21 protein-coding genes are annotated in these 24,465 nt (G+C 58.0%); 12 read left to right on the forward strand and 9 right to left on the reverse strand.

Annotated elements, in window-relative coordinates; translation table 11 throughout:
• Positions 1–34: 34 nt before the first annotated feature.
• Complete coding sequence (locus PSR62_RS18070) at positions 35–292, forward strand: hypothetical protein (RefSeq protein WP_274404402.1); 258 nt, start codon at positions 35–37, stop codon at positions 290–292.
• Between the two features lie 231 nt (positions 293–523).
• Entirely contained in the window at positions 524–1,057 is a 534-nt protein-coding gene (locus PSR62_RS18075; RefSeq protein ID WP_274404403.1) for a hypothetical protein, read from the forward strand.
• Between the two features lie 72 nt (positions 1,058–1,129).
• Here PSR62_RS18075 and PSR62_RS18080 read toward each other — a convergent pair whose 3' ends face one another.
• Positions 1,130–1,645, reverse strand: a complete 516-nt coding sequence (locus PSR62_RS18080; RefSeq protein WP_274404404.1) for a transcriptional regulator — start codon at positions 1,643–1,645, stop codon at positions 1,130–1,132.
• 114 nt (positions 1,646–1,759) lie between these two features.
• On the opposite strand from PSR62_RS18080, the gene PSR62_RS18085 reads away from it, so the two are divergent.
• The gene (locus PSR62_RS18085; RefSeq protein WP_274404405.1) at positions 1,760–2,689 is read left to right on the forward strand and encodes an aldo/keto reductase; all 930 of its coding nucleotides are present in this window, start codon (positions 1,760–1,762) and stop codon (positions 2,687–2,689) included.
• Here the strand turns inward: PSR62_RS18085 and PSR62_RS18090 are convergent.
• On the reverse strand, positions 2,661–3,803 hold the full coding sequence (locus tag PSR62_RS18090) for a multiheme c-type cytochrome (protein WP_274404406.1): 1,143 nt from the start codon (positions 3,801–3,803) through the stop codon (positions 2,661–2,663). The two genes, PSR62_RS18085 and PSR62_RS18090, sit on opposite strands and share 29 nt — an antisense overlap.
• A 473-nt stretch (positions 3,804–4,276) precedes the next feature.
• Here PSR62_RS18090 and PSR62_RS18095 point away from each other — a divergent pair, with 473 nt between their 5' ends.
• Positions 4,277–5,431 carry an endonuclease/exonuclease/phosphatase family protein gene (locus PSR62_RS18095; protein WP_338020092.1) on the forward strand — a complete coding sequence of 385 codons (1,155 nt, stop codon included), beginning with the start codon at positions 4,277–4,279 and terminating at the stop codon, positions 5,429–5,431.
• A 72-nt stretch (positions 5,432–5,503) separates the two neighbouring features.
• Here the strand turns inward: PSR62_RS18095 and PSR62_RS18100 are convergent, their stop codons facing one another.
• Entirely contained in the window at positions 5,504–7,258 is a 1,755-nt protein-coding gene (locus tag PSR62_RS18100) for an MFS transporter (RefSeq protein WP_274404408.1), read from the reverse strand.
• A gap of 194 nt (positions 7,259–7,452) precedes the next feature.
• Between PSR62_RS18100 and PSR62_RS18105 the strand changes: the two genes are divergently transcribed.
• The 3 genes from PSR62_RS18105 (at position 7,453) to PSR62_RS18115 (ending at position 11,769) form a co-directional block, all read left to right on the forward strand.
• Positions 7,453–8,724, forward strand: a complete 1,272-nt coding sequence (locus tag PSR62_RS18105; protein ID WP_274404409.1) for a dicarboxylate/amino acid:cation symporter — start codon at positions 7,453–7,455, stop codon at positions 8,722–8,724.
• A gap of 124 nt (positions 8,725–8,848) precedes the next feature.
• A complete protein-coding gene (locus PSR62_RS18110) occupies positions 8,849–11,167 on the forward strand; it encodes an NfeD family protein (protein WP_274404410.1) in 2,319 nt (772 codons plus the stop codon).
• Positions 11,167–11,769, forward strand: a complete 603-nt coding sequence (locus PSR62_RS18115) for an NfeD family protein (protein ID WP_274404411.1) — start codon at positions 11,167–11,169, stop codon at positions 11,767–11,769. The genes PSR62_RS18110 and PSR62_RS18115 overlap by 1 nt, the downstream gene beginning before the upstream one ends.
• Before the next feature lie 116 nt (positions 11,770–11,885).
• Here the strand turns inward: PSR62_RS18115 and PSR62_RS18120 are convergent, their stop codons facing one another.
• The 4 genes from PSR62_RS18120 to PSR62_RS18135 form a co-directional block, all read right to left on the reverse strand.
• Complete coding sequence (locus PSR62_RS18120; protein ID WP_443217288.1) at positions 11,886–13,115, reverse strand: DUF1559 family PulG-like putative transporter; 1,230 nt, start codon at positions 13,113–13,115, stop codon at positions 11,886–11,888.
• Positions 13,116–13,665: 550 nt separating this feature from the next.
• On the reverse strand, positions 13,666–14,403 hold the full coding sequence (locus PSR62_RS18125; protein ID WP_274404412.1) for a hypothetical protein: 738 nt from the start codon (positions 14,401–14,403) through the stop codon (positions 13,666–13,668).
• Entirely contained in the window at positions 14,400–14,879 is a 480-nt protein-coding gene (greA, locus tag PSR62_RS18130) for a transcription elongation factor GreA (protein WP_274404413.1), read from the reverse strand. The genes PSR62_RS18125 and greA overlap by 4 nt, the downstream gene beginning before the upstream one ends.
• A gap of 172 nt (positions 14,880–15,051) precedes the next feature.
• On the reverse strand, positions 15,052–15,300 hold the full coding sequence (locus PSR62_RS18135) for a DNA gyrase inhibitor YacG (protein ID WP_274404414.1): 249 nt from the start codon (positions 15,298–15,300) through the stop codon (positions 15,052–15,054).
• A 347-nt stretch (positions 15,301–15,647) separates the two neighbouring features.
• Here PSR62_RS18135 and PSR62_RS18140 point away from each other — a divergent pair, with 347 nt between their 5' ends.
• From PSR62_RS18140 to PSR62_RS18150, 3 genes are all read left to right on the forward strand, one after another.
• Entirely contained in the window at positions 15,648–16,787 is a 1,140-nt protein-coding gene (locus PSR62_RS18140; RefSeq protein ID WP_274404415.1) for a retropepsin-like aspartic protease family protein, read from the forward strand.
• A 168-nt stretch (positions 16,788–16,955) separates the two neighbouring features.
• A complete protein-coding gene (locus PSR62_RS18145; RefSeq protein ID WP_274404416.1) occupies positions 16,956–19,460 on the forward strand; it encodes a DUF1592 domain-containing protein in 2,505 nt (834 codons plus the stop codon).
• A 3-nt stretch (positions 19,461–19,463) separates the two neighbouring features.
• Positions 19,464–20,900, forward strand: coding sequence for a DUF1552 domain-containing protein (locus PSR62_RS18150; RefSeq protein ID WP_274404418.1), 1,437 nt, complete (start codon positions 19,464–19,466; stop codon positions 20,898–20,900).
• Positions 20,901–20,950: 50 nt separating this feature from the next.
• Here the strand turns inward: PSR62_RS18150 and PSR62_RS18155 are convergent, their stop codons facing one another.
• Together PSR62_RS18155 and PSR62_RS18160 are read right to left on the reverse strand one after the other, a co-directional pair.
• The gene (locus PSR62_RS18155; RefSeq protein ID WP_274404419.1) at positions 20,951–21,799 is read right to left on the reverse strand and encodes an OmpA/MotB family protein; all 849 of its coding nucleotides are present in this window, start codon (positions 21,797–21,799) and stop codon (positions 20,951–20,953) included.
• A 369-nt stretch (positions 21,800–22,168) separates the two neighbouring features.
• Complete coding sequence (locus tag PSR62_RS18160; RefSeq protein ID WP_274404420.1) at positions 22,169–22,876, reverse strand: HAD family hydrolase; 708 nt, start codon at positions 22,874–22,876, stop codon at positions 22,169–22,171.
• Between the two features lie 44 nt (positions 22,877–22,920).
• On the opposite strand from PSR62_RS18160, the gene ubiE reads away from it, so the two are divergent.
• Positions 22,921–23,796 carry a bifunctional demethylmenaquinone methyltransferase/2-methoxy-6-polyprenyl-1,4-benzoquinol methylase UbiE gene (ubiE, locus tag PSR62_RS18165; RefSeq protein ID WP_274404421.1) on the forward strand — a complete coding sequence of 292 codons (876 nt, stop codon included), beginning with the start codon at positions 22,921–22,923 and terminating at the stop codon, positions 23,794–23,796.
• Positions 23,793–24,458: a UbiX family flavin prenyltransferase gene (locus tag PSR62_RS18170; RefSeq protein ID WP_274404422.1), complete on the forward strand. Its 666-nt coding sequence runs from the start codon at positions 23,793–23,795 to the stop codon at positions 24,456–24,458. The genes ubiE and PSR62_RS18170 overlap by 4 nt, the downstream gene beginning before the upstream one ends.
• The last annotated feature ends 7 nt before the right edge of the window (positions 24,459–24,465 follow it).

The raw sequence follows: 24,465 nt of genomic DNA on the forward strand, positions 1-24,465 counted from the left end.
AATCATCGCCCTGGCTGGATAGTAGGAAGAAGTTTTGATCCAAGACGACACCTTGGTTGGCGGTTTGGCGTTGTTGATCGCAGCCCTGACAACCTCGATCGCGATTGGCCCCTGGATGGCTCCCTATCAAATTCGCTCGATCGCGGCGGTTCAAAAACGTTACGGCTCGATTGCCGCGCGAGGCGTTTGGCTTCTGATCGCCTTCCTATCCGCGGTCTCTGGCGCGGCCATTTTGAGCGGGATTCGGCCAAGCTATGCGTCGCCGCCTGCGACGCTCAACCAGAACCAGTGAAGCGGTCGGTTCCCGTCAGCTGCGCCAACGTATCTCCACCTTCACTCTTGCTTCGCCACGGGAAGAGCTGCCCTCTCAGTCGCAGCTCATTCTGGACGGGCTGGGTCACCCCCTCCCCAAAAGATCTCTTGACATTGGGTGGATGGGCTATTAGTTCTGGATTTCAGGTCATTCATTTGGCCCCTTTCGAAGCCGAACAACTTTCGAAGTCTGAACAAGGGGAATGATGCCGTGGCAACTGAACACACACCAGAAAAACGATCCGCACTCGATCGCTTTCTAAGCGGTTTGAGTGAATCCATTTTCCAAACCAAGTTGGGCGTCGCGGACGTTCAGTTGATCGGATACGTCAGTGACCTGATGCTGCGATTCGTTCGCATCGACGCGGTTCACAAAATGCGACGTGGCGACGGCCGGCCAGCAACGGAAGTCTTCCAGTTGCTGTGCGAAGCGGAACGCCGAATGGGAATTGCCAAGCGTGAAGTTCATCGGCACATCGGTGATGTGACGCTGTTCTGGGCGGGGATGTTCCCTGAATCGGTGCGTGGCGATGGCAAGGATTCACCTGACCAACTGCTGGACTATTTCCAGCACGGCAAGCGGTCTTACAAAATCGCCTCGACGATCCAAGCCGATGATTCACGGCCGCCGTGCGACCTGCTCGATCGACTGAGCGACCAATTCGAACTGTGCGCCTACGGCTTGCGTGAGATTCGCCGAGAGATCGACGATGCCGAACCGGGCGAGCAATTGCTGCTGTCTTGATGCAGCCCAAACCGCGGGCGAACCAGATCACTGGTGACCCGACGGACGTCAATTGAACACCGACGCCGCGACCTACTTGCGGCGTGTTTTGGCCTTGCGACTCTTCCGTTTCAATTGTCGCTCACGAACCGCGATCACCTCTTCGCGATCAGTGGTTTCGCGATCACGAGCAATGCAGGCCAATTCCCAGGACTCGTCTTCGCCGTATCGGTTGAAGGCGAAACTGATTTTTTGACGTCGGCCGTCTTCCGTTTTCCAAGACGCACAATAGGCTTGGTACTCGCAACCCGGGTACCGATTGTCAACCGAGTGGGCCAGGTGCACCCCCACCTTTCCGGTGGTGTTCCGACTGGTCAGCTTGTCTTTGGTGGAGTTGTTCGCGGGACCGAGAACCTCCAGCAACGCCGCATGGCTTTGCTTGGCCAACTGCAAGGCCTTGCGTTTTCCGCCGCACATTGTGTCGGAGTAGTACTCGGAATTTCTCACGCCATCGCGGCAAACTCGAACCACATAGCCTTTGGAATTGTTTTTTTCGACACGGGTGATGCCAGGAGCAACCGTGATCGCGGTGGTGGGAGTCGTTGCCATCTTGCTGTTGAATTGTTCTTTTAGAGGTCAGCGGCCGAACGAAGATCAATTCTCACTCCGAATTAACCACGTCCTGCGCCCAACTTAGTTCCCTTTTTCAATCTCGCAACTGTTTTGAATCAACACATCATTTTAGGGCTGTGGCCCATCGCGGGTGTCACCACCGTTGGCGTGACTCGTGAAAACGCAATTGCCACCATTCGAGCGGCAATCGAAGCTGGGATCCGGCAATTCGACACGGCCTACAGCTATGGCCTGCAGGGGGAGGCCGACGAACGTCTGGGGGCGGCCCTCCAAGACCTCGATGCGTCCACCCGCAACGAAATCCAGATCATCGGAAAGGTAGGGCAACGCTACAACGAAGACGGAGTTCGCGTGAACGATGGGCGTCCCGAAACGCTAGTCGTTGACGCAGAAAACTCACTTCGACGCATTGGCATCCGTTGCTTTGACACGCTGATGTTGCACTGCGTCGACGACGAAGTTCCGATCCAGGCCAGTGCCTGGGCACTGCAACGCTTGATGCAGCGTGGCATGGCCAAACGCGTGGGGGTGTGCAACGCCACCCCGGAACAGCGTGCTGCATTTGCAAGCGTGATTCCGTGCTCGGCGATTCAGTGCCCCCTCAACGGACTGCAACAAGAAACGCTGTCCACTGTCATTCCTGATGCCAAAGAGAACGACTGCGACGTGTGGGTCTACTGGACACTGATGAAAGGATTGCTCGCCGGAAAGATTGAGCGAGACCATGTCTTTGCCGAAGGCGACAGTCGTCCGAACTATCCCATCTTTCAGGGAGAAGCTCGCCGGCGAGCCCATGACATCGTGGATCAACTGAAGCTGATCGCGGCGGACTCCGGTCGCTCGGTTGCCAACCTTTCGATCTCTTGGGCGGTCTCGCAACCTGGTGTCACGGCCGCTTTGGTCGGCGCCCACCGCCCGGAACAGATTGCGGATTTCGCAACCGCAGGCCCACTGCCCAAAGCCGTGCGACGTCAGGTCAATGAACTCTTTGCTACTTCCAACGATTCTCCGGTGGAATGAACACATCCAGCGGTTTCAGAACGTGCCCGTTTGTTTCCGCTGCAAACCGAAATCCGAGTTCGGCAATGGCGTCGGCAGCCTGAACCAACGGCTCGCGATTGTTCAGTTTCAATGTGACACCGCTGTAGATCAGCAGGATCTCCTCCAAGTGTTTGGAGGTGACCTTTTGCGAGACCGACAACAATCGCTTCGCGGCCCGGTTGGCTCGTTGTGCGGCCGAAACACCGTACTTTGCTTTTTGAGTCGCTTCAGCGGTCGCCCGCAGGCTCGCTTCCAGGTCAGCGATCATCCCGCTGACAAACATGACTCGCAATCGGTCGCGAGTGCTTGGATCGTTTGATTGCCCATCGGAATCGATGAAGTTGTGACGAAGAGTGCCTTGGCTCCAGGAAACAAATTCGAAGTCCAGACTGCCCGTGGGGTGACCGCCCACGTTGACCAATTCTTCGTCCGCTGTGGTGTGACAACGCAAGCAACTCTGTGCGACCAAGTAGACATTGACCGGGTTTCGCATTCCGGCGGCAACGCTTTGAGCCAAACGCTGTTGCCTGTGTTCGGGTGTTTCCATTGCCCGCGTGACTTGTTCGCCACCGTAGTCATGGTGCAGGTCCAACCACTGCTTGGCCGAACCATGACAGGACTCACAGCTGACGCCTTCGATCGCATGCACGTTGCCTGATGCGGCTTCGACCTGTTGCGTGTAGTGACAATTGACACATCTCCCATCGTATTTGATTGAGCTCACACCAAGTTTTGATGCGATTTCTTTTGCCTTCGGTCGACGATGGAGTTCTTCAAAGGTGCGACTGTGAGGCGTCGCCTTCCAGACCTTCACTTCATTGGCGTGACACTTGACACAGGTTTCACTGCCCATGGTCAAGTGTGGATCAACCGGTTTCGCCGCTGCTCCCTGAACACTCGATGCGTCGACCACGGACGAAATCAGCACACCGGCTTGCGCAGGAGCCTTGTCGGTCGGTTTAGCGACGGATCCATCGTGTTCGATGGACGACTTCTTCGCGGGCGACATTTGCACCAAACCAAGAGTGGTCATTGCGACAACCAACCCCGTGATCACGGATGCAATGGGCAAGCGAGGAATGCAATGTGACATGCCGACACAATCGAAACAGCGGATAAAAATTGATTCAGTTGCTCAAATTTACAACATGAATCCACGCCGTTCGGTCGCCATCGCCCCCTCATTCACGAACGTTCACCGGGGGGATTCGTTCGCCACGGTTGAATGGCGTGAGACAGATATTGCGGTTGACGCGAATGAACCGTTTTGGATATCGGCCAGGCAGGTTCTGCTCACGAACCGGTCTGTTGACTCAATCCTAACCCGAAGCGTGAGCGAGGGATCCCGTGCCATCGCAATAAGCCTGTGGATCCCTCGCTCACGCGTCGGGCTGTGAACTCGAAAAAGTCAACAAGCCGGAACGCCTGACGCAGCGACACCCCAAAAGCGTGTTCGCCGCGTTGGTTTCGTGAAACAGGAAATTGACTAGCGAGAGCCATTGAACTGCATTGAGAAGGATTCTCGGCGGACATCGATGAGCTTGTGATACACGCGGCAAGGAGGCCGTGGTGATCCAACTTTTGTGGAAAATGATCTGGGGCAATCAGTCCAAATCGCGTCGGCGATCGAGCCGATCCAGCGGTTCGATCCTGCGCTGGTTCACACCTGGCATTTCGATCACCGGCGTGATTGCGATGGTCATCGCAGCCCTGACTGGGCAGGTCAATTTGCCGACCCTGGACTCTTTACGAGGCAGTGAAGCACCGGTCTACGAGGATCCGCTTGCAGCCTCGTTGACGCCCGAGCAAATGGGCGCCCGCGGCTACTCCGGCAATGCACCGATCGGTGGAATTGCGCCGGTCAGCTTGATCACACCCGCCAGCGACCGCAGTCAAAAACCCGATGCCTCTGTTCGCGTGGCGACCTTCAACATTCAAGTCTTCGGCAAAAGCAAATCTGAAAAGCCGGAAGTGATGCGGCGTCTGGCACAAGTCTGCTTGCTGTTTGATGTCATCGCCATTCAAGAGATCAAGGGCGACCCGGCACTGCCAATCAATGGACTGCTTGACGAAATCGCCAGCCTCGGTGGTCGTTACAACGCCACCGTGAGCGAACCGCAAGGACGAACCTCACAGACCGAGCGATATGGATTCGTCTGGGACACCGATCGCATCGACTTGGTCTCGGGTTCCGACTACCTGGTCAGCGATGAACTGGACCGAATGCATCGCGCACCGATGGTGGCCAGCTTTCAAACTCGTGTGACCCCCACTCCGAATCGGATGCCGTTTCGCTTCACATTGATCAACGTTCACACTGACCCCGATGAAGTTGGGTCTCGCATGGGTGACACACCCAAGAACGAAATGAATGTCTTGGACGATGTCTTTCACAGTGTCCGGATGTACGAGTACCAAAGCACGGGCGAAGAGGACTTTGTCCTGATGGGTGACCTCAACGTCGACACGCAGTGGTTGCTGGAAACCGGGCAGATCCCAAACGTGAAGTCCTTGGTTGGTGACAAGCCGACCAACACGCTGCAAACCAAGACTTACGACCATCTTTTGATCGACACCGCGACCACGCGTGAGTTCACTGGGCGGGCGGGCGTGCTGGATCTCAAATCGGCTCTGCAGATTTCGGAAGAGGACGCACTCCGAGTCAGCGACCACATGCCGGTGTGGGCAGAGTTCAGCGTGTACGAAATACCGCCTCGCTAGTCAGTCGAGGCCTGCTGCGATGCTGCATGCACGACGTCTTCTCAATCCGCCCTCCGAAGTCCGACGAGCGACTCACACTTCTTGGTAGATTCGAACCGGTTGGGCCGGGTAGGTGAAGCGGCCGTAAGTCATGTCGCAGATGTCCCACTTCTGATGCCCTTCATCGTGCAAGATGGACTTGAGCACACGTTCGGATAGCAGCACAACATCTCGCCACTCGTTGCTGTCGAGTGTCACCAAACGAGCATGGCGTTGCTCGGCGACGTTGGCAGATTGCTCCAAGTGATTCGCTAACAGCTTTTGTGCACTGACGGACTCGAAGACCGACAGGGTGGCTTGGTCGTTCGATCCGGAAGCTTGAAGGTCCGGGTAGGAATCATCCACGCTGACCAAGCAGTGACCATCATCGAGCACACTGACCATTCGCAGTCGAACCTCGCCTTCCACTTCGTCCGTCATGGCGAGCACCAAGCTTTGACAGCCAACTTGAATGGTCACGGAACAAGCCGCATCGCCGCGCCCGATTTCAACCAACAAGGGCTCTTCGAAATCGGATTTCTGCCATTGCAGGTTGTGTTCGGTTGCCTCCGGAGACGCCACCGCGTTCGCGGGAACACTCAGTCGTGGATCCAAGTACTTTCTTGAGTAACTGGCGTTCTTGTCCAATGTTTCTTTCAGCTTGTCTTGTCGAACGCCTGTGGTTGCGTATTGCTCTTCTTCGCCTTGGTTGGCTTTGGAAGCTCGCTTGCGTTTCGCCTTGGTTTTCGCCCGCCCCTTTTCCGGTGCAATCAATTCATCCAAGGATCTGGGCGAGAGCGCCAGACTGCGTTTGGTCTTCACACTTCCGCGGACACCCAACCACAACGCGAGGCCAGCACATGCGGCGATGAACCCGGCCGCTTGCCAGGCCCACGTGGATTGCGTCTGCCCCAAACCACCGAGAACAAACGCCAAGCCGTAAGCGGCGACCAAGCAAGATGCACCTGCAAAAATGGCAAGCATCCAAGTGACTCGGTTGCCACGCCCTGATCGCAACGGCAGTCCAAACACTCCCACGATTGCAGCGATGGGACAAAACAGGATCCAAAGTCCCCAACCAGCTGAACTGCAGAACAACCATCCCGTTGTCATGGCCAACACGGATGCACCGATCCAAATGCCGGCGTTGGTTTTGGATTCCGTCAACGAAATGGGATGCAGAGAATACTGGTCCAGCTCAGCTGACTTCAGAAATGGCGTTGGCAACGTGAGATCCAGTAGCTCAGCCGACTGGACAATCCACTGGGACGTGGGGTCTTCGGTGACGAACGCCGTCAGCGTTCCAGTTGCCTTCACTTCATCGAGCGCGTGGGCCGCAATCTCGCGTCCCGGTGTGAGTTTCAACGGTTGTGGTACCGAATCGCCAATGAATCCTCGAGGGACCACCTCGCCGCGAACCAGTTGGTCCATCATTTTTTTAGATCGTGGGTGCTTGAGGGCATCGGCGATCGTCGACTTTGCCAAGGCAACTTTGTCGCCAGACATCCAAGCTCGCATGCCCGATCCAACCGGCAACGTCTGGGTTGCGTTCGGGTCGGGCTCCAACATCGCGAATTCCAGCTCGTCGGTCGGTTCCACGATCGTTGCGTCGGTCAATCGAACCACCGATGACTCGCTGATCCCACGTTGCATCAGTTCAGCGCAGGTCAGGTCGACCGGTACTTGCTCCGACAACATCACGCGATGAAGCTTCGGGATCGCGACCAAAGTCCCACAAAGGAGTCCGGCCAAAAACAAAACACTGCCAACTGCGGCACGTCGCGTGTTACGTCGTTTCGAGAAAGGCATCCGAGGCTACTCGTTGAATGGGCGGAAGCGTGGCCGATGGCCAATGGAAAAACGTGAGGGTGGGGAACGAACCATTCCATCCAAAACTTAGGTCGCACTCTCGCCGAATGCCGTGCGGGGAGTGAAAGAAACCGCTATTTTGTGTCGCTGCAGGAAGATTTACCTCTGTGATGGACGGCAAAAGGGAACCAAGCATGACGGAATCACCGAAACACAGTCAGGCGCTGACGTACTGGATTGCGGGCGCGATTGTGGCGGCGATCGCAGTTGCACTCATTGTTCCGAATTTCGCGACGCATTTCGAAATCGGTGGGGAACTGTTTCTACGAGCCTTGAAAATGATCGTGGTGCCACTGGTATTCACGTCCGTCATGTGTGGCGTTCTGGGAATGGGCGATGTCCGGCAACTGGGACGCCCCGGCGCCGCCGCGATTGGGTACTACCTGTGCACCACCGTGTTGGCGGTCGTGATTGGCTTGATCACGGTCAACATCATCCAGCCGGGAGTCGGAACGGTCGATCCCGCCGTCATCGAGCGACTGGCGACCGAAACCAGACTCCCCGAAGGACAAACCGAGGCCCCTGGCATGGGAGTGGTGCTTGAGAACTTGGCGTTGATGCTGATCAGCGACAACTTATTTGCCGCCGCTGCAGACACTCAATTGCTGCCCATCATCGTGTTCGCGATTGCGATCGCCGCTTTGATGACGACCATGATCGATCGCGTGGGAGCCATCACGACTCTCGTCACCGAAGCCAACGACCTGCTGCTGCGGTTTGTCATGGCACTGATGAAGGTCGCACCGCTCGGCATTTTCTGCCTCGTAACGGCTCGGTTCGGCAAGGCTCAAGCGGACGGACGATTCATTGAAGAGATCAGCCAAATCGGTTGGTACTTTGCTGCGGTGGTGATTGGCTTGGGCGTCCACGCGTTTGTGGTGTTGCCCTTGATCTATTACTTGGTCACCAAGAAGAACCCATATTCGTACATGGCTGCCATGAGCCAAGCGTTGCTGACTGCGTTCTCCACTGCCAGCTCGTCCGCGACGTTGCCGGTGACGCTGGAGTGCGCCGAATCGGCTGGCGTTTCCAAGCGTTCCACCGAATTCGTGATCCCCTTGGGAGCCACGATCAACATGGACGGAACCGCGCTTTACGAAGCCGCCGCTGCGATCTTCATCGCTCAAGCGATTGGTTTCGACCTCACGCTCTCCGACCAATTGATCATTGCCGTCACCGCAACCCTGGCAGCAATCGGTGCCGCCGGAATTCCGGAAGCCGGACTGGTCACCATGCTGATTGTCCTGGGAGCCGTGGGCCTGCCGCTGGAGTACCTGGGATTGATTTTGGCGGTGGACTGGTTGCTCGATCGTTTCCGCACCGCGGTCAATGTCCTGGGCGACAGCATTGGTGCGGCTGTCGTCGGCACAACAATCCCCGATCCCGAACCGTCGCCGGTGAACTGACGCTGCTAAACTTGCAAGCTTGCAGCCCAGGGGATGAAGGTTGATCTTCGGCCGCGCCTTGCAATCGCCATGAGATCTGGACCAGTCATGGTCTTTTGCCTTCCATCCCCCGTATAATCGTGGCATGAAAGATCATCGGTTCATCTTGCGTGGTTTCCGGTTCCGGGGAGGCTCCGTCTGGGAGCAACCGCTGTGGTGTTTGCTGCTTGGACTGCTGGCGTTGACACCGCTTCGCATCGGTTGGGGCCAAGCGGCCGATTCACCACAAACCGGGGTGTTGATCAACGTTCCGTCGCCTTTGACCAGCCGCGACGTGGATCAAATATTGGCTCGGCTGTCGCAATTGGCCGTCGCCTCCAAACGCGGTGACGCACTGGACAGCGGCCGAGCCACGGTGGTCTTGCGGCTCAGCTCGGCTGCCGCTGGCCTCACCGCTGGCGTTTCTCGACAATCCGCTAGCAACGAAGAGCGATCAACTGATGTTCCGCCATCCGCCGCCGGAGCCACTGAGTTCGAGGACGCTCTGAAGCTCGCTCGGACGATCTCCAGTGCGGAGCTCAATCGCGTCCGGGTGGTTGCCTGGATCGATGGCGCCATCAGCGGGCACGACGTGCTGCTCCCGCTGGCTTCCGAAACGCTCCTGGTCTCTGCCTCGAGTTCACTCAGCGATGCCGGCCGATTTGAGGCTCAGCCCGATGAGACCATCGCGGTGCTGTACCAGTCCATCGCTCGCCGCCGGGCCTTGGTTCCTCCCGAGCTGGTGGACGGGTTGGTGGATTCCGGCCAAGAGGTCGCGAAAGTCAACCTGATCGACGGCGAATCCAGTTTTCTGGCGGGAGCAGCCCTGCAAACCGCTCGCGCAAACGGTCGCGTCGTGTCCGAAACCACTCTGGCTGGCGCGGGCGAGCCCCTGGTGCTGGACGCAAACCAACTTCGACAGATTCGTGCGGCAGCGGCAATCGTTGACACCGAAGAATCCGTCGCCGACTGGCTCGAACTGGCCCGCCTGCAAAGCGAGGATTCGCGATCCATGAACCAAGCCGTCGGACGCCTGATTCGCGTGACTGGCAACGTCACCGGGTCCCGCGTCCGCCGATGGCAGAGCAATCTGGCCGCCACGATCGACTCGCCGGATGTGAACACCTGGTTGGTCGCCATCGATTCGCCCGGCGGCAACCTGAATCGCAGCGCTTCTCTGGCTGCGACGCTTGCTGATCCCGGTCCCGTCATCCAGGCCGTCGGTGGCCTCGTCACCGGCGAAGCACGCGGGGACGCAGCACTGATCGCACTCGCCTGCCAACCGTTGCTGATGTCACCCGAAGCCACCATCGGTGGAAGCGGCGCAGACGCGATGTCACCCGCCGATGTGCGGCGGCAGTCGGAGTTGATCACTCTGGTCGCGGAATCCACCGGTCGCAGCGTCGCTCTGCTTCGCGGGTTGCTGGACCCTTCCATTTCAGTGCATCGATACGTTCATCGCCGAACGGGCCGAGTCCGATACACCACATCGGAACAAATTCGCCAAGAAAAGAGTCCCGACCAAGACTCCGACGCCCCAGACGCCAACGCTGAAAACCCAGCTGTGGAAGACAACGCGAGTGACTGGCAACGGATGGAAAAGATCGAATTGGCCGCCGGCCTGAACGCTTCCCAAGCAATGGAACTGGGGCTGGCCGACGGCATCGCCCCTTCGTTGCAGGAAGCGTCCGCAGCAATCGGTTTGTCGGCCGTGCCACCTGAATTGTCCGACCGCGGGCTGGTCCGCTGGGTCGAGCGTCTGGGAAGCCAAACGGGGCTCGCAGTGACCCTGCTGGTGATTGGATTCATGATGCTTTCGATCGAAGCCAGCGCACCCGGCCTGGGCCTGCCCGGCTTCATCTCGATGGTCTGTTTCGCGTTCTTCTTTTGGATCAAGTACCTGGCGGGGACCGCGGAGTGGGCCGAACTGCTCGCCTTCGGATTGGGGCTGGCATGCATTGGGATTGAGCTTTTCGTGCTGCCAGGCTTTGGTATTTTTGGTGTGGGCGGCCTGATCCTGACTTCGATCGGCGTGATGCTGATGAGCCAAACGTTTGTTGTCCCTCAGAATGCCTACCAACTCGGTGAACTGACTCGAGGTCTTTGGGTGGCGCTGGGAGGTCTGGGCGGGTGCGTGCTGGGAATGATCCTGGTCCGGATGTACCTGCCTCAAGCGGCGCTCGCGACCGGGTTGTCCATGGGAGTTCCTGAAGCCCACCTCGATGAATCCGAGCGATTGACACACTACGACGACCTGCTCGGCCAAACCGGAGAAGCCACCACCCCGCTGCGTCCCAGCGGCAAGGCGAAGTTCGGCGAGACAATCGTCCCGGTCGTCAGCGATGCCACCGCGATTGACGCGGGACAGTCCATTCGGGTCATCCAGGTTCTTGGGAACCGAATCACCGTCGAGGCGGTGGATTGATGCCTGTTCTCTACACGATTGGACTGCTGGTTCTCTTCCTCACGCTGGTGATCGCCGAGATCATCGTGCCCAGCGGCGGGCTGCTGAGCCTATTCGCGATTGCCGCCGCGATCACCGCGGTGCTGATCGCGTTCACCGTCAGCCTGAATTTCGGGCTGGCAGTCGTCCTGGGACTGCTGGTGCTCACTCCCATTCTGCTCAGCATCGTGCTGCGACTGTGGCCACAAACCGGCGTCGGCAAAGAAATCCTGAACCGCCGCGGCACGAATTCAGAAAGTTCCGTACCGATCGCCACGGCCCCCGACGGAACCCCCTTGAGCGAACTGGTGGGACGCTACGGCGTCGCTGCCTCGGACTTGTTGCCCGCGGGGCGAGTCGTTGTCGACGATCACAAAGTCGACGCCGTCAGCACCGGCATGCCCATCGACCGCGGGCAGCCCATCAAGGTCGTCCGGGTCCAAGCAGGAAAACTGCAAGTGCGATCGGCAAGCACCGAAGAGAGCCACGCCCAACCACAATCTGTGCCCGCGAACGGTTTGCCAGGCGACACGGACTCCGCCAAAACGCTGGATGAAGTCAATCTAGACGACCTGGAAATCTAGGCCTTTGCTGTTGCCGCCGCGTCTCCGAATCAGCGGGGACCTCTGTGACGCCAACGCAAAAAAAAACGGCACCCCGAAGGATGCCGTTTCGTTTGAACTAGCGAACAAACCGTCTCTTAATTTTCTTCGTCGCTGTAGACGTACTCAGGGAAAGGAACATTGCTGCTCTTGCCACGAGGTGTCAGCAAGGCTTGGTAAGCCCGATAATCAATGCCAGCTGTAATGAACCGGGTTCCGCCGTCAGCCATCGCAACGTTCACACCGTCGACGTGAGCCGAAGAGGGACGAGCAATTTGAGCAGCGTTGGTGGCGGTCATCTGCAGATTGAAGATCTCATCCGAGATCGAAGTGCCACCACCGTTGATCCGATAGAAACCAACCACTGCAGCGGGAACTTGAGGGGAACCAGTTCCATTCTTGTTCCAGAATGAAGCCAGAGCGGCATCCGAGTTCTTCGGGTCAGCGTAATGCCACACCATGCCGTTTACGTAACGAGCGTTTTCAACCGAAAACACCACGTCGTTGTGAGCTGGATCAGCCAATGTCACGTTGCTGGCGTTGATGAATCCAGCACGACTCCAAGGAAGTGCTTGAACGCTTTCGGCGAACAACATCGTGTTACCAGCACCGTCTTTGAAGTCGTCCAACCGAACCTTGGGACCTTCATACTCATGGATGCCATCGCCACGCGAGTTGATGCTCGTCACGTTGTACTTGCAGTTGAACGCGCCATTGGCTCGGTTCTGAGACTCAGCGAAAATGCTGGATCCAGAAGGAGCGGCCAAGAAACCAGATGGCCCCGTGGAATGGCACAGGCCGTTGTTGGCGATGTAACTGTTCTTCGCGTAGTCGCCAACGGCAACGGGATTGCTGGGGCACTGCATCAGCGCCAAGTTAGGAGCGGCCAAGGAGTGAAAACCATCGCCAGAGGCACCGCTGGTGGCTTCGTGCTCGGCACCCGACACATTGGTGTGAAGGATCGGGTAACGATCCTCACTCCAGTGTTCGTAAGTGGGTTGTGCGTCGAGCCATGGCAACAACGCAACTGCCCAGGTCCCAATCTTCATGTGAGGAGCGAGTGCCGCCCCCGAGTTGCTTGGATCCGATGGATCGATGTAGCTGTCGTGACGACCGAAGCTTTGAACGTAACCGGGCAGTTCGCCCTTTGAGTTTGCGTACTGGATCGCCGCCAGCGAGAGGTTCTTGATTTGGGTGCTGCACTGATTGCGGCGGGCGGTTTCCCGTGCCGCGTTGACAGCTGGAATCAGCAGTCCCATCAGGATGCCGATGATGGCAATCACCACCAACAATTCGACGAGAGTGAAACCGGACGGTTTGGTTTTCATGGCGGTGTCCAAAGGCGAGGAGAAAAGAGACGACGCGATCCGGCAGTCGCCGGTCTGTTCGATCGCTAGCGTTTCCATTATTCCAGGCGCACCAAGGAATTGCAACTCAGAACCCCTTCCGGGCACTTGTGTGGGTCTCGAAAGCACCATCTGGTGCGGATCAACTCAACTTTTCCGGCTCCCATCGCCCCCGTGAGTGCCTTTCTGGCAGCTTGGACGCCAATCGATCAACGAATTCGCCCGGAACCAATCCCCCCCCAAATGCGAGACGTTCTCAAAACGACGTCGATTCGCTTGGAAGAATCGAGGCTGTTTCACAGCCGATCCAAGGGAAGGGCCGAAGATTTCCGGACTGGAACCGCCATGACACAATCCCATTTGCAAGCATTGTCGAGCTGGACATTTTGGCGGATTGGACCAAGGGATCACGAATGTCGCGCTCGCGAAGGCATTGCGATGGCATTGAGAAGCCACTGCGAAGGCGCCTGAACGCCGCTCCCGCCGCACCAATTGTCGACGGAACGTCGACGTTTTTGCGGTGCTGAATCGGTCAAAATCCGCCTTGATCGACAGCGGCTGTCAACTCACGCTTCAGGATCTCGTCGATCGGTTTGCGTTCAAAGAATTGATCGGCAAGATCATCGCGGTCACCAACCAACTTGGCGCGCCCTACCACATCCCGAATCTCGTCTGCAGCAAGCGGTTGCTTCAGGACTCGCCCCAGCGGATGCGTGGTGTCAACTTGCGTGGTCGGCAACAAAACATCGTTGACATCAATGACCGTCGCTTTGCCGCGTTCAATGGCACGACGCAACCGAGAGATTTGCTTCAGCCCGTCGTCACGTTCCCCCTCATCAAAGTTGTCTTGAATGAACGCATCGATCACGTCGAGTTCCCCGTACTGAGGAATCGGCAAACGCACCAACCGCTGCATCACCGCGGACGCTCTCTCTGGAGGGTAATCCTCCGCCCGCATCTCTTTGATCGTTGCTTCCAACTGCTCGATGACGGACTTCTTTTCATCCGGTGGCAACAGACTCTGCTCGATGACGTCGACATACCCGACCAATGTTCGGACAGCGACCTCCGTTCGTTTCTGAAACAGCACCCAAGTGGTGACGCCACAGAACACGAACGACACGATTCCCATCAGCAACGTGCATGCAATCGCGATCGGCATGCATCCCGGCTCTTGCTGTTCGGGCGTGCTCGTCGTCGGCGAACCAGATTCAGCACCGGCATCGGACGGGTCCGATGCCGGTGAGTTTTCATCGTTGGTGGAACTCACAGGTTGAATTCAATCTTCAGGATTTTGAATTTCAACTTCCCGGCCGGGACATCGACCTCTGCCACTTCACCAACCTTCTTGCCGACCAAGCCTTGGCCGAACGGACTGGTCACCAAAATCTTGCCGCTGTCATAATCCTCATCGCCAGCGCCCACCAAGGTGAACTGTTCTTCGTCGCCATACGCGACGTCTTCTACCGTCACGGTGCAGCCAAACACAACTTCGTCTTTGGGCAACGACGAGACATCAATGATCGACGCCCGCGCGATCTTGTCACGCAGTTCGTTGATCTTGGCCATCAACATTCCCTGGTTCTCGCGTTGAGCGTGATACTCCGCGTTCTCTTTCAAGTCACCTTCTTCGCGAGCCTCTGCGATTTTCTGCACGATCATCGGCATTTCGTCATTTTCCATGCGACTGATCTCGGCCTTGATCTTGTTGTAGCCCTCTCGGGTCATTGGCACCAATTCGACCATTTCGCGATCCTACGTGTGTTTGGCTGGAGACATAAAAAAAGAAACCTTCCCCGAGGGAAAGGTTCGTTCGCAATCCCGAATTGTCGGCCAGTCTGATTGAAAAGTCCAGTCCCAGTAGCCTCCTGATCTGCAATCACACGCTTCCAGGCAAAGCCTGAACAAAGAAGACGCCTCAATCCTCAAATCGATACGACCGCCCCATCTCTTGTTCCGGGCTGGGCTGAGGCGAATCGCGGTCATCCAAGTACTCCACCGGCGCATCACCCGGCTCACCTTCATGCGGCAATCCAATCTCCTCGTTCATCCAACGTCCCAAATCAATCAGCTGGCACCGCTTGGAACAAAACGGCATCGCAGGCGTCTCATCCGAAAGAAAACGGCGACGGCAGGTGGGGCAATGGACTTTGACGGGCGGCTGCATCGGAGGATCCTCGTGAATCGGGGTGGTCGTTCAGCATCAGTGTTTCAAGCCACAAGCCTCCTTCTGTGCCGGAAAGGGACTCCTTCCGCAGGAGGGCTTGCTACAATCGCCTCAGGCGATGCTCGGTGGAATTTCAGGCTCATTTTGGCGAGGTTCAATCGACCAAACTCGAATTCCAATCCAGCCAAACGTTCCACCGCATCGCCGTCGTCAACCAAACTGGCTTTCCTACGTCCTTTCGTCAAGCTCGTCCGATGCAATCCAACTGCCATCGCCTCCACAGCCACCTGCTGGACTGCCGACCGAACCAGATGTCGCGTTCTGCGCCCTCGTGTGGATCAACGAGCTTGAACAGCATCCGTCTTTTCTGGTTGATCACGGCCATCGCGTTGCTGGCGACATCCCCGCTTTCAGAACTGCCCGCCCAAACGTTGCTCGCCGCCGACGATCCTTCCGAACAACCGTCAGCCGACACGCCGCAAGCGACTCGCTATTCCGCCAGTGTCGAAGCCAAGGCGGAAAAGATTCTGCAAGAAGCGGGCCTGCGGCGTAGCGGTCGGTCGCTCATCGCGAATGAGTCCGCTGAAATCGCTCGAGCAATGACTGCGCTCTCCAAGCAACGACGTGAATTGACGCTGGAACAAAAGGAACTGGACGGTCTGCTCGCTCAAGTCCAGCAGATCAACGACCAAATCCGCAACCTGGAAACCCAAGACGGGGAACTGAATCTGCAATTGGCGCGTGTCGCCGGAAACGACGTCGCGTCCAACAATCGAATCGTGGCTTTGATCAACGCCAACCGAACTCGTGTCGGCCAGTTTCGATCCCAACGAACCAAAACCCAAGAACTCGCCAATCAACAACGCTCGGAGTTGAACTCGAAAGAGGCCGCCTACGCCGAGTCCGTGTTTCAAATCCGCAAGGACTTGAACGCCATGCGCGCTTCAATCTCCGAAAAGTTAGAAGCCGCCCAGGTTAAAATCGCGATCCAGGTCATGGCTGCGAATCAAGGGATCCCGGCATCGATCTCGGCAGAGGACATCCTGCAAACGATCGAACTTCGACTGGCAAAGATCGAACAAGAGGTTTTCTCCGAATCGATCCCGTTGGAAATTGAACGCAACGGTTCGCTGTACGTGACCGTCAGCGTCAACAATCAACCAGTGCGTATGATCGTTGACAGCGGTGCCACGTTGGTGACGTTGCCCGCAGAAATCGCGAAAGCACTTCAAATCGAAATCCCGACCGATGCTCCGCTGTTGCGGTTGGTGATGGCGAACGGCGACGAGATCTCAGCCAAACGCGTCAAGTTGGACTCCGTCCGTGTCGGACAATTCGAAGCCAAAGAGGTGTCGTGTGCGGTCTTGGAACCGATCGCGTCCCGAGCGGATCCAATGCTGGGAATGAGCTACCTCGGCGAATTCAAATTTGAAATCGATGCCGCTCAAAAAAGCTTGAGCATGCTGCGGGTCGAGACGTCGCCCTGAGAAACTTGCGTCGGCTCTCGCCAGCGACGACAATACTTCCCCTGCCCCGACTTCCCCTCCGAGTTCGCCCGTCGATCTCGCCCCTCCCTCCTAAAACGCTCGCGGTCGATTCGCGAACGCTTTTCCTGCCCATTGCTTATGTGTACCAGGCCTCCAATTCCGTTCGGCATGATTGCGCCGGGACTGATGCTTCTGCTTGGCTCGCTCCTTGCCTCTCCTGATGGCCACAGCGACGACACTCCCGAAGCAACGGATGCAATCATCCCAACGCCCGTCGCCCTGACCTCGTTCGAAGACAGCGTTCGCCCGCTGTTGGTGACCTACTGCGGTGATTGCCATTCGCCCGACGACGAAGATGACCCGGTGGGCTTCCTCCAATCGAAAACGACGGACCAGATTCAACTTCGCCGCGAAATCTGGTCGAGCGCCGCGGAACAATTGCACAACCGAACAATGCCACCTGCCGACGTGGCTCAACCCACCGAAGCGGAACGCCTGCAACTGTCTCAGTGGATCAACCATCACCTGAACGCCACCGCCTGCGACGGTGGCGAGTTCGCCGGTCGTCCGGTCCCACGTCGACTGAACCGAGACCAATACACGCACGCGATCAACGACCTGACTGGCTTGGACTTTGATTTCGTCGAAACCTTCCCTGCCGACGGTGGCGGCGGCGAAGGCTTCAACAACAACGGCGAGACACTCTTCATGCCGCCGCTGTTGATGGAACGTTACTTGGAGGTTGCGTCCGACGTCATCGACCAAGCCATCGTGCTGGCGCCCCGGGTCATTGAATTCGAAACGCGTGCCGGCGCATCCGACGTGAAGCATTCGTTGCTAAGCAGCACCGCCGAAACATTCGGGCTGTGGATCCGCCTGCCTCCAGAGGTCCCTGAACAGACACAGGTCCAGGTTCGAGTCGACGGCATCGTCGCCGGGACACTGTCTCCAAACGATCGCCGTGATGGCCAACACTGGATGACCGTCTCGTTGCCAAAGGGACAGCACGTCATCGCGGTCCGCACTTCACTCGCGGATGCAGACGCAACCGATGCAGATGCAACGGGAGCAAATGCACCACCGATCGAACAAGTCCGGCTGCTGCAGTTGCCTCGCGTGGAGTATCGCAAGGGCCAGCAGCTCGAACGCGATCGCCAAAAGGTATCCGACATCGCTCGCGAATTCGCGAGCCAGAACGCGAAGACTCCCATCGATCGACTCCAGCAAAAATTCTCTCGTGAGTTCACCAAGCACGGCGGCGAGTCGCTGCGGAAACGCTTGTCCGCCACCGCAAAAGTCCTGGGGCTCTCACCCGACCAGGATGCGCTCACACACGCTTTGTCGCGCGCAGATGCCAAGACGGCACTCTCGCGGTTTGCCCGGCAAGCTTGGCGTCGCCCGATTGAGTCCTCCACGATCGATCGATGGATGCGTTTGTTCGATCACGTGGTCAAACGAGGCGAGACACCACGGGCCGCCCTGCAACTGGCTTTGCAAGCCGTTTTGACATCGCCTCACTTCCTTTACATCAGCGAAGCGGACGACGACTCGCCGGGCATTCATCCGATCTCGGACATGGAATTGGCAACTCGGCTCTCATTCTTCCTGTGGTACTCACTGCCGGATGAACGTCTTTTGAAACTGGCCGAACAAAATGAATTGAGCGTCCCCCAAACGCTCCGCGAAGAAGTGGACCGGATGCTCGCGGACCCACGTTCGAAACGTTTCACGGATGCCTTCGCCAGCCAATGGCTTGGAACGACCGCTGTCGGCAACACGGTCATCCCTGACACCAGCTTCTTCAAACCGGCCTACACCGATGAATTGGTCCGCGATCTTCGCGAACAAGTCGGACAAACGATGGCTTGGACGGTTCGCGAAAATCGGCCGGTCACAAACTGGATCGATTCCAACACGGTCGTCGTCAACCATCGACTGGCGAAACACTACGGCATGGATCACACCGCCAAGACTTGGAACGGCGACAAGAACGCGTTTTTGCCGGTCGAAACGGACGACGACCCCGAGTCTTCGCGGCGTGCCGGCGCATTGGGCCTGGGTGCCGTTCACATGCTGACCAGTTACTCGCGAAGGACCAGCCCCGTTCTTCGTGGAGCCTGGGTCCTGGAAACCATCTTCGGAACTCGAGTTCCCGCGCCTCCGCCGGACGTGCCATCGCTGCCTGGCGGTGAAAAGGAATCTGGCAAAACAACCGTCCGCGAGAGACTGGAACAACATCGCGAGAATCCCACCTGCGCCGCCTGCCACGATTTGATTGACCCGATCGGATTCGCTCTTGAAAACTTCGACGTCATCGGCCGTTGGCGTGATCGAGAACGCGGTCCAGACAGTGAAGCCGTGTGGCAAGAGAAGGCAAAGAAGAATCCAGAAAAATGGAAGAGCCTCCCCGAAATTGACAGTTCCGGACGAATGCCAAGCGGTGAAACGTTTGACGGTGTCGATGAACTGAGGGCGGTGCTGATGGCTCGCCAAGACGCCTTCCTGGACGAGTACATTCGCCGCATGCTTGGATTCGCACTGGCAAGAAGCCTGGAAGAAGCCGACGCCTGCACCATCGATTCCATTCGCAACCGATTGCTCGAAAACAATCTGCAAACTCGCGAATTGATTCACGCCATCATTCAAAGCGTTCCCTTTCAAAACCGAGGCTAGACAATGCTGATTCGAACCAAGCGAGCCCGCCTGTCACGACGTCGCCTGTTGAGTGGACTGTCGCAAGGCTCGGCGATCGGGATGAGCCTGCCCTGGCTGCATGCGATGGCCGGCGAGTCCCCGGACGATTCCGCGCCAGCAGTCGACGAGAACGGCAAGGTCAAACCACTCGACCGGCCTCCCGTTCGCGCTGCGTTCTTGTTCATGCCCAACGGCGTGAACCCCGCCAACTGGACACCTTCCGTGAAGGAGAACAGCGACCAATTCGAACTCACGCCAATGCTCCAACCACTGGCAGACGTTCGCGACGATGTCCTCTTGCTGGAAAACCTGCACCATCCCAACGTGAACATGCGGAATGGTCACTGGCCGAAAGTGCCCGCGTTCTTGTCGGGCGGCTTTGTGCTGCGAACGTCCGGTCGCGACATGGACACCGGCAGCATGTCGGCTGACCAATTCATCGCTTCCAAAATCGGTTCCCACACGCCGCTTCCCAGTTTGGAATTGGGGGTCGATTCCGCGTACACCGGCGTCGACAATGTCGGTGGCGGCTTCACTCGCATCTACGGATCTCACATCGCCTGGCGAGACCGGCACACACCGTTGCCCAACGAGATCGTCCCGCAACTCGCATTCGATCGACTGTTCCGTGGTGGCGCAGCCTCACCGCCCGTCTCCGGGCTGAACCTGCACGATCCACAAGTCGCGAAGTCACTTCAGCGAGACACGACCAGCGTGCTGGACATCGTCCTCGAAGACGCTCGTGGGTTATCACGCCAACTCGGCAGTGAAGACCGCGCCAAGCTGGACGAATACCTGCAAAGCGTGCGAAGTGTCGAGCAACGCATTGAAGCGTCGATGAAGCCGCAACGGCGCTGGATCAACGAAGGCAAGATCGATGTCCCGCGACCTGGACCGGGCTTGCCCGAACAACACGTCGAGCATGTGCGTCTGATGATGGACATCATGGTGCTGGCGTTTTGGACCGATTCCACTCGCGTCGCGACGTTCATGATGGGCAACGCTCAAACCGGTCGCAACTTCTCGTTCCTGGATGGTGTGAACAGTTCCTTCCACGGGATCTCACACCACCGCAATGAAACCGATCGCATCGCTGAATACGAGCGAATTGGAACCTGGCACATCGAGCAATACGCTTACTTGATCGACCGCATGCGATCGCTCAAAGAAGGCGACACAACACTGCTAGACAACTCGATGGTGATGTTTGGATCGACGATTCGGGACGGCAACAAACACGACATCGAAAACCTGCCGCTGTTGCTCGCCGGTCGAGGCGGCGGAGCGATTCGCACCGGTCGTCGCCTGATTGCTGCCGAGAAATCGCGTTTGTGCAATCTGTATGTTTCGATGTTCAACGCGATGGGAATCCAAGCGGAACAATTCGGAACCAGCGACGGCAAGGTCGACCTGAGCTAACACCCGCCTTCACTCTCCACCGCCAAACTCGGCGATCACCACCCGGGAGATCAGAATGACTCGGGGTAGATCACCAATTCGACGCGGCGATTCGCGGCTCGTCCAGCGGGAGTCGCGTTGTCTTGGCGAGGGTTATTGGATCCCTGGGCGACGGTGAACAACTGCTGAGCAGGCATGCCGCTTCGGCGAGTCAGCCAATCCAGCACCGCACTTGTTTGCGCGGAGGTGAGTTGATGAGCACTGCCTGCCGCTCCGCCATACACCGGTGCATTGTCGGTGTAGCCTTCGATGCCGATTCGCTGCCGCGGGAACACCGCCCGAATCTGAGCCGCGGTGGGGTCCAAGACCGATCCCGCGGAAGGCTGAAGCTGCCCGGTTCCTTGAGCAAACAATTGGTCGCTCGGCAAAATGACCCGCAGGACTTCGCCGTCTTGCTCCACCTTCAAACCACCGAGGTTCAAACGCCCCGCCATCTGGTTGAGGTTCGTGTTGGCGCGAATCGTCGCCCCGCCACGCATCTGAGCCGACGCCTGGAAACTTCTTGCTTGCGTCTGTGCGTCCTGAGCCACAATCCGAGCGGACTCGTACTGCTGCGTGGTGTCAGACAATTGCTTGCGAACCAAATTCAGTTCGTCGCGATATACCTGGGCTTGCTGTTCGCTCTGCGCCAACTGAGTGGTGAGCTGACGATTGTTGTCGTCCAGAAGCTGAACGCGTCGGTTCAGTTCCGAGACCTGGGCTTGGATGCCATTGACTGCGGTCGTGCTCGGTGGTGGTTGCCACACGGAGGTGCCCCCGCCCGCCAAGTACGGGTTTTGCGAGCAGCCGGTCGCAACGCAGGCCCACACAAGGGTGACCGCGAGGAAAGCTGTTTCGGAGCGTTGACGGAGAACGTTCATGGCAGGGACGTTACGAAACGAAGCCCATTGTTCACAACACCGATTCGAATTGAGTTGCGAAAAAATTCGCGGATTCGCTCAAGAATGCTCATGAACCTGGTCGGGCGAATTTTCGATTGTCAGCCGACCCGCCCCGTCTGCAGTTGAGCCATCCCGCCGGCTGGACATCGCCGCTTGGCAGGGATTCATCGGCCCAGCCCATCTTCCACCCCACCCGGGTGGCCGCACTTGGCCGTTGGCAACGCGGACCCAAAGCGAGGACCACGAACCGCCCCCAGCTTTCACTGCAAGCGCCGCTGCCTGCCTGCCTGCCTGCCTGAATGAATGAATGAATGAATGAATGGCTGCCCAGATGCCAGCTGTTCGGCTTCAGTGGTTGCTACGCACGGGCAGGGGCGAAAGCTCATCGTCGACCAGAAATCGGACGACTCGCTCGGTGTCCGACAAATCGTCCAGCAACATCGTGGGCTCCGTTGGTGCCAATTCTTCGCGAGAGAATTCGCCGGTGCTGACGGCCAGCGTTTTTGCCCCGATCGCTCGCCCGCACAGCACGTCGGCGGGAGTGTCACCGATCACAATGGTTTGCTGGTGAGCGTCCCCGTGCCGCCGAGCCACCCACGTCGCCGCTCGCCGCGCCATGTCGTCACGGTGCACGTCCAGGTCGCCTCCGATGATCCAGCGGACCCAGCGACGAATCTCGAAATACTCCAATTTCTGTGTTGCCGTCTCAGGGAAATTCCCGGTCATGACAGCAACGTCTAAGTTGGGGACCAACTGCAGAGCCTGAAACAAAGGCAGGACGCCCGGCAGCAGGGTGCCTCCCGAGCGACGCAGCTCGCCCCCAAACAGAGCCCCGTAACGACGTCGCAACCGGCCGCAATTGGCGTCTGTCGGCGAAACCCTGTTCCGCTGCAACAATTCCACCATCAGACTGCGATCCGTGCGGCCCGAAAATGAGATCTCGGTGTCCGGATTTTCGACCGAAAATTCTTGTTCAATCGCTTGCCGGAGCGCCCGATTCCCGCCACCCGCGGTCGTCAAAAGCGTCCCGTCGATGTCAAATAGCAGCACTCGCACGAAACCACTTCCCCTTCCTTCTCGTTGCCTTTCTAAGTCGTCGCATGAGTGTCCCAAACGTAGACCGGTCCCACCAGTCCAATGCTTCGGCGGATGAGTCAGCGAATCCTCCGACAACGGTCGACGGTTTGGACAAGAGCGGGGAGCGAGTTCGCGAAATGTTTCGCCAGATCGCTCCGCGATACGACGTGATGAACCACCTGCTGTCGTTGAACATCGACAAGTGGTGGCGTCGCAAAGCGGTCCAAACGCTGAAGATCGAAGGCGATGCCCCGATCTTGGATCTGTGCTGCGGCACCGGCGACCTGGCAATTGCAATTGCCCTGGCCGCCGGCCCCGACGTCCAAGTCATCGGCAGTGATTTCTGTCACGCGATGCTGGAAATCGCTCGCGACAAAGAAGCCGCGCGCGTTCGCGACACAGCGGGCGGTTCCGGCCGGCAAACGATTCCATTTTTGGAGGCCGACTCGATGGCCCTCCCCTTCGATGACAACGCCTTCCAGTGCGTGACAGTCGCCTTCGGATTGCGGAACATCGCCGACACCGACCAAGGCCTGTCCGAAATGGCTCGCGTTTGCCAGCCCGGTGGGCAAGTCCTGGTGCTGGAGTTCTCGCAGCCCACACTGCCGGTTCTGAAGCAGACTTACAGTTTTTACTTCCGACATGTCTTGCCTCGCATCGGCCAATGGATGGCTCGCAACGACAAGTCCGCGTACGAGTACCTGCCCGAATCGGTGGGCAAATTTCCCTGCGGCGATGCACTTGCCGGACGGATGCGAGACATCGGCTTGCTCCATGTCACGTTCCGACCACTGACCCTGGGTGTTGCGACCATTTACGTGGGCGAAAAGCCAGGCGGAAAAACCACGCATGCCGAACTGGCGGCTCAACGCGAAGACGAAGCCTTGGTGAGCACATGATCGACGGACCGAAACGCCGGCGGATCGTGCTGGCGATCACGGGAGCCTCGGGCGCCCCGATCGCGGTTCGACTGCTGCAAATCATGCGGCGAGATCCCAATGTCGAGGTGCATCTGACAATCAGCCCCAGTGGCGCAGCGGTGCTGCAGCAAGAGATGGGCCTGAAGTTGAACCTGCGCGCGATCAACCTGAATGAATTGCTCGGCTGCGTCGCGGCGTGGGCGAGCGAACCAGCCCCGCAGTTTGACCCAATCGACTCCGACGGCGATGACCGCCTGCACTACCATCAACACGACGACTACATGACGCCAATCGCCAGCGGGTCGTTCCTGACCGATGCCATGGTGCTCTGCCCCTGCAGCGGCAGCACCCTGTCCGGCGTGGCCAGATCAGCCGCGTCCAATCTGATCCAACGCGCCGCCGAAGTGCACCTCAAAGAACACCGTAAGTTAGTCCTCGTGCCGCGAGAAACCCCCATGAGCGTTCTGCAAATCGAGAACATGCATCGGCTGGCAGCGGCCGGCGCTGTGATCTTGCCCGCCATGCCGGGCTGGTATCACGACGTCCAACGACTCGAGGACTTGGTTGATTTCGTGGTCGCCCGCATCATGGACCAGATCGGGTTGGACAACGGGCTGATCCAACGTTGGAAGGACGCCTGAGGGAACC

This window comes from Rhodopirellula sp. P2, assembly GCF_028768465.1.
Taxonomy (GTDB): domain Bacteria; phylum Planctomycetota; class Planctomycetia; order Pirellulales; family Pirellulaceae; genus Rhodopirellula.

Excerpts from the sequence above, each read along its gene's own strand:
- ubiE (WP_274404421.1), top strand. The coding sequence starts at position 22,921 with ATGAGTGTCCCAAACGTAGACCGGTCCCACCAGTCCAATGCTTCGGCG.
- PSR62_RS18135 (WP_274404414.1), bottom strand. The coding sequence starts at position 15,300 with ATGCAGCCGCCCGTCAAAGTCCATTGCCCCACCTGCCGTCGCCGTTTT.
- PSR62_RS18090 (WP_274404406.1), bottom strand. The coding sequence starts at position 3,803 with ATGTCACATTGCATTCCTCGCTTGCCCATTGCATCCGTGATCACGGGG.
- PSR62_RS18145 (WP_274404416.1), top strand. The coding sequence starts at position 16,956 with ATGATTGCGCCGGGACTGATGCTTCTGCTTGGCTCGCTCCTTGCCTCT.
- PSR62_RS18120 (WP_443217288.1), bottom strand. The coding sequence starts at position 13,115 with ATGAAAACCAAACCGTCCGGTTTCACTCTCGTCGAATTGTTGGTGGTG.
- PSR62_RS18110 (WP_274404410.1), top strand. The coding sequence starts at position 8,849 with ATGAAAGATCATCGGTTCATCTTGCGTGGTTTCCGGTTCCGGGGAGGC.
- PSR62_RS18155 (WP_274404419.1), bottom strand. The coding sequence starts at position 21,799 with ATGAACGTTCTCCGTCAACGCTCCGAAACAGCTTTCCTCGCGGTCACC.
- PSR62_RS18170 (WP_274404422.1), top strand. The coding sequence starts at position 23,793 with ATGATCGACGGACCGAAACGCCGGCGGATCGTGCTGGCGATCACGGGA.
- PSR62_RS18115 (WP_274404411.1), top strand. The coding sequence starts at position 11,167 with ATGCCTGTTCTCTACACGATTGGACTGCTGGTTCTCTTCCTCACGCTG.
- PSR62_RS18100 (WP_274404408.1), bottom strand. The coding sequence starts at position 7,258 with ATGCCTTTCTCGAAACGACGTAACACGCGACGTGCCGCAGTTGGCAGT.
- PSR62_RS18105 (WP_274404409.1), top strand. The coding sequence starts at position 7,453 with ATGACGGAATCACCGAAACACAGTCAGGCGCTGACGTACTGGATTGCG.
- greA (WP_274404413.1), bottom strand. The coding sequence starts at position 14,879 with ATGGTCGAATTGGTGCCAATGACCCGAGAGGGCTACAACAAGATCAAG.
- PSR62_RS18080 (WP_274404404.1), bottom strand. The coding sequence starts at position 1,645 with ATGGCAACGACTCCCACCACCGCGATCACGGTTGCTCCTGGCATCACC.
- PSR62_RS18150 (WP_274404418.1), top strand. The coding sequence starts at position 19,464 with ATGCTGATTCGAACCAAGCGAGCCCGCCTGTCACGACGTCGCCTGTTG.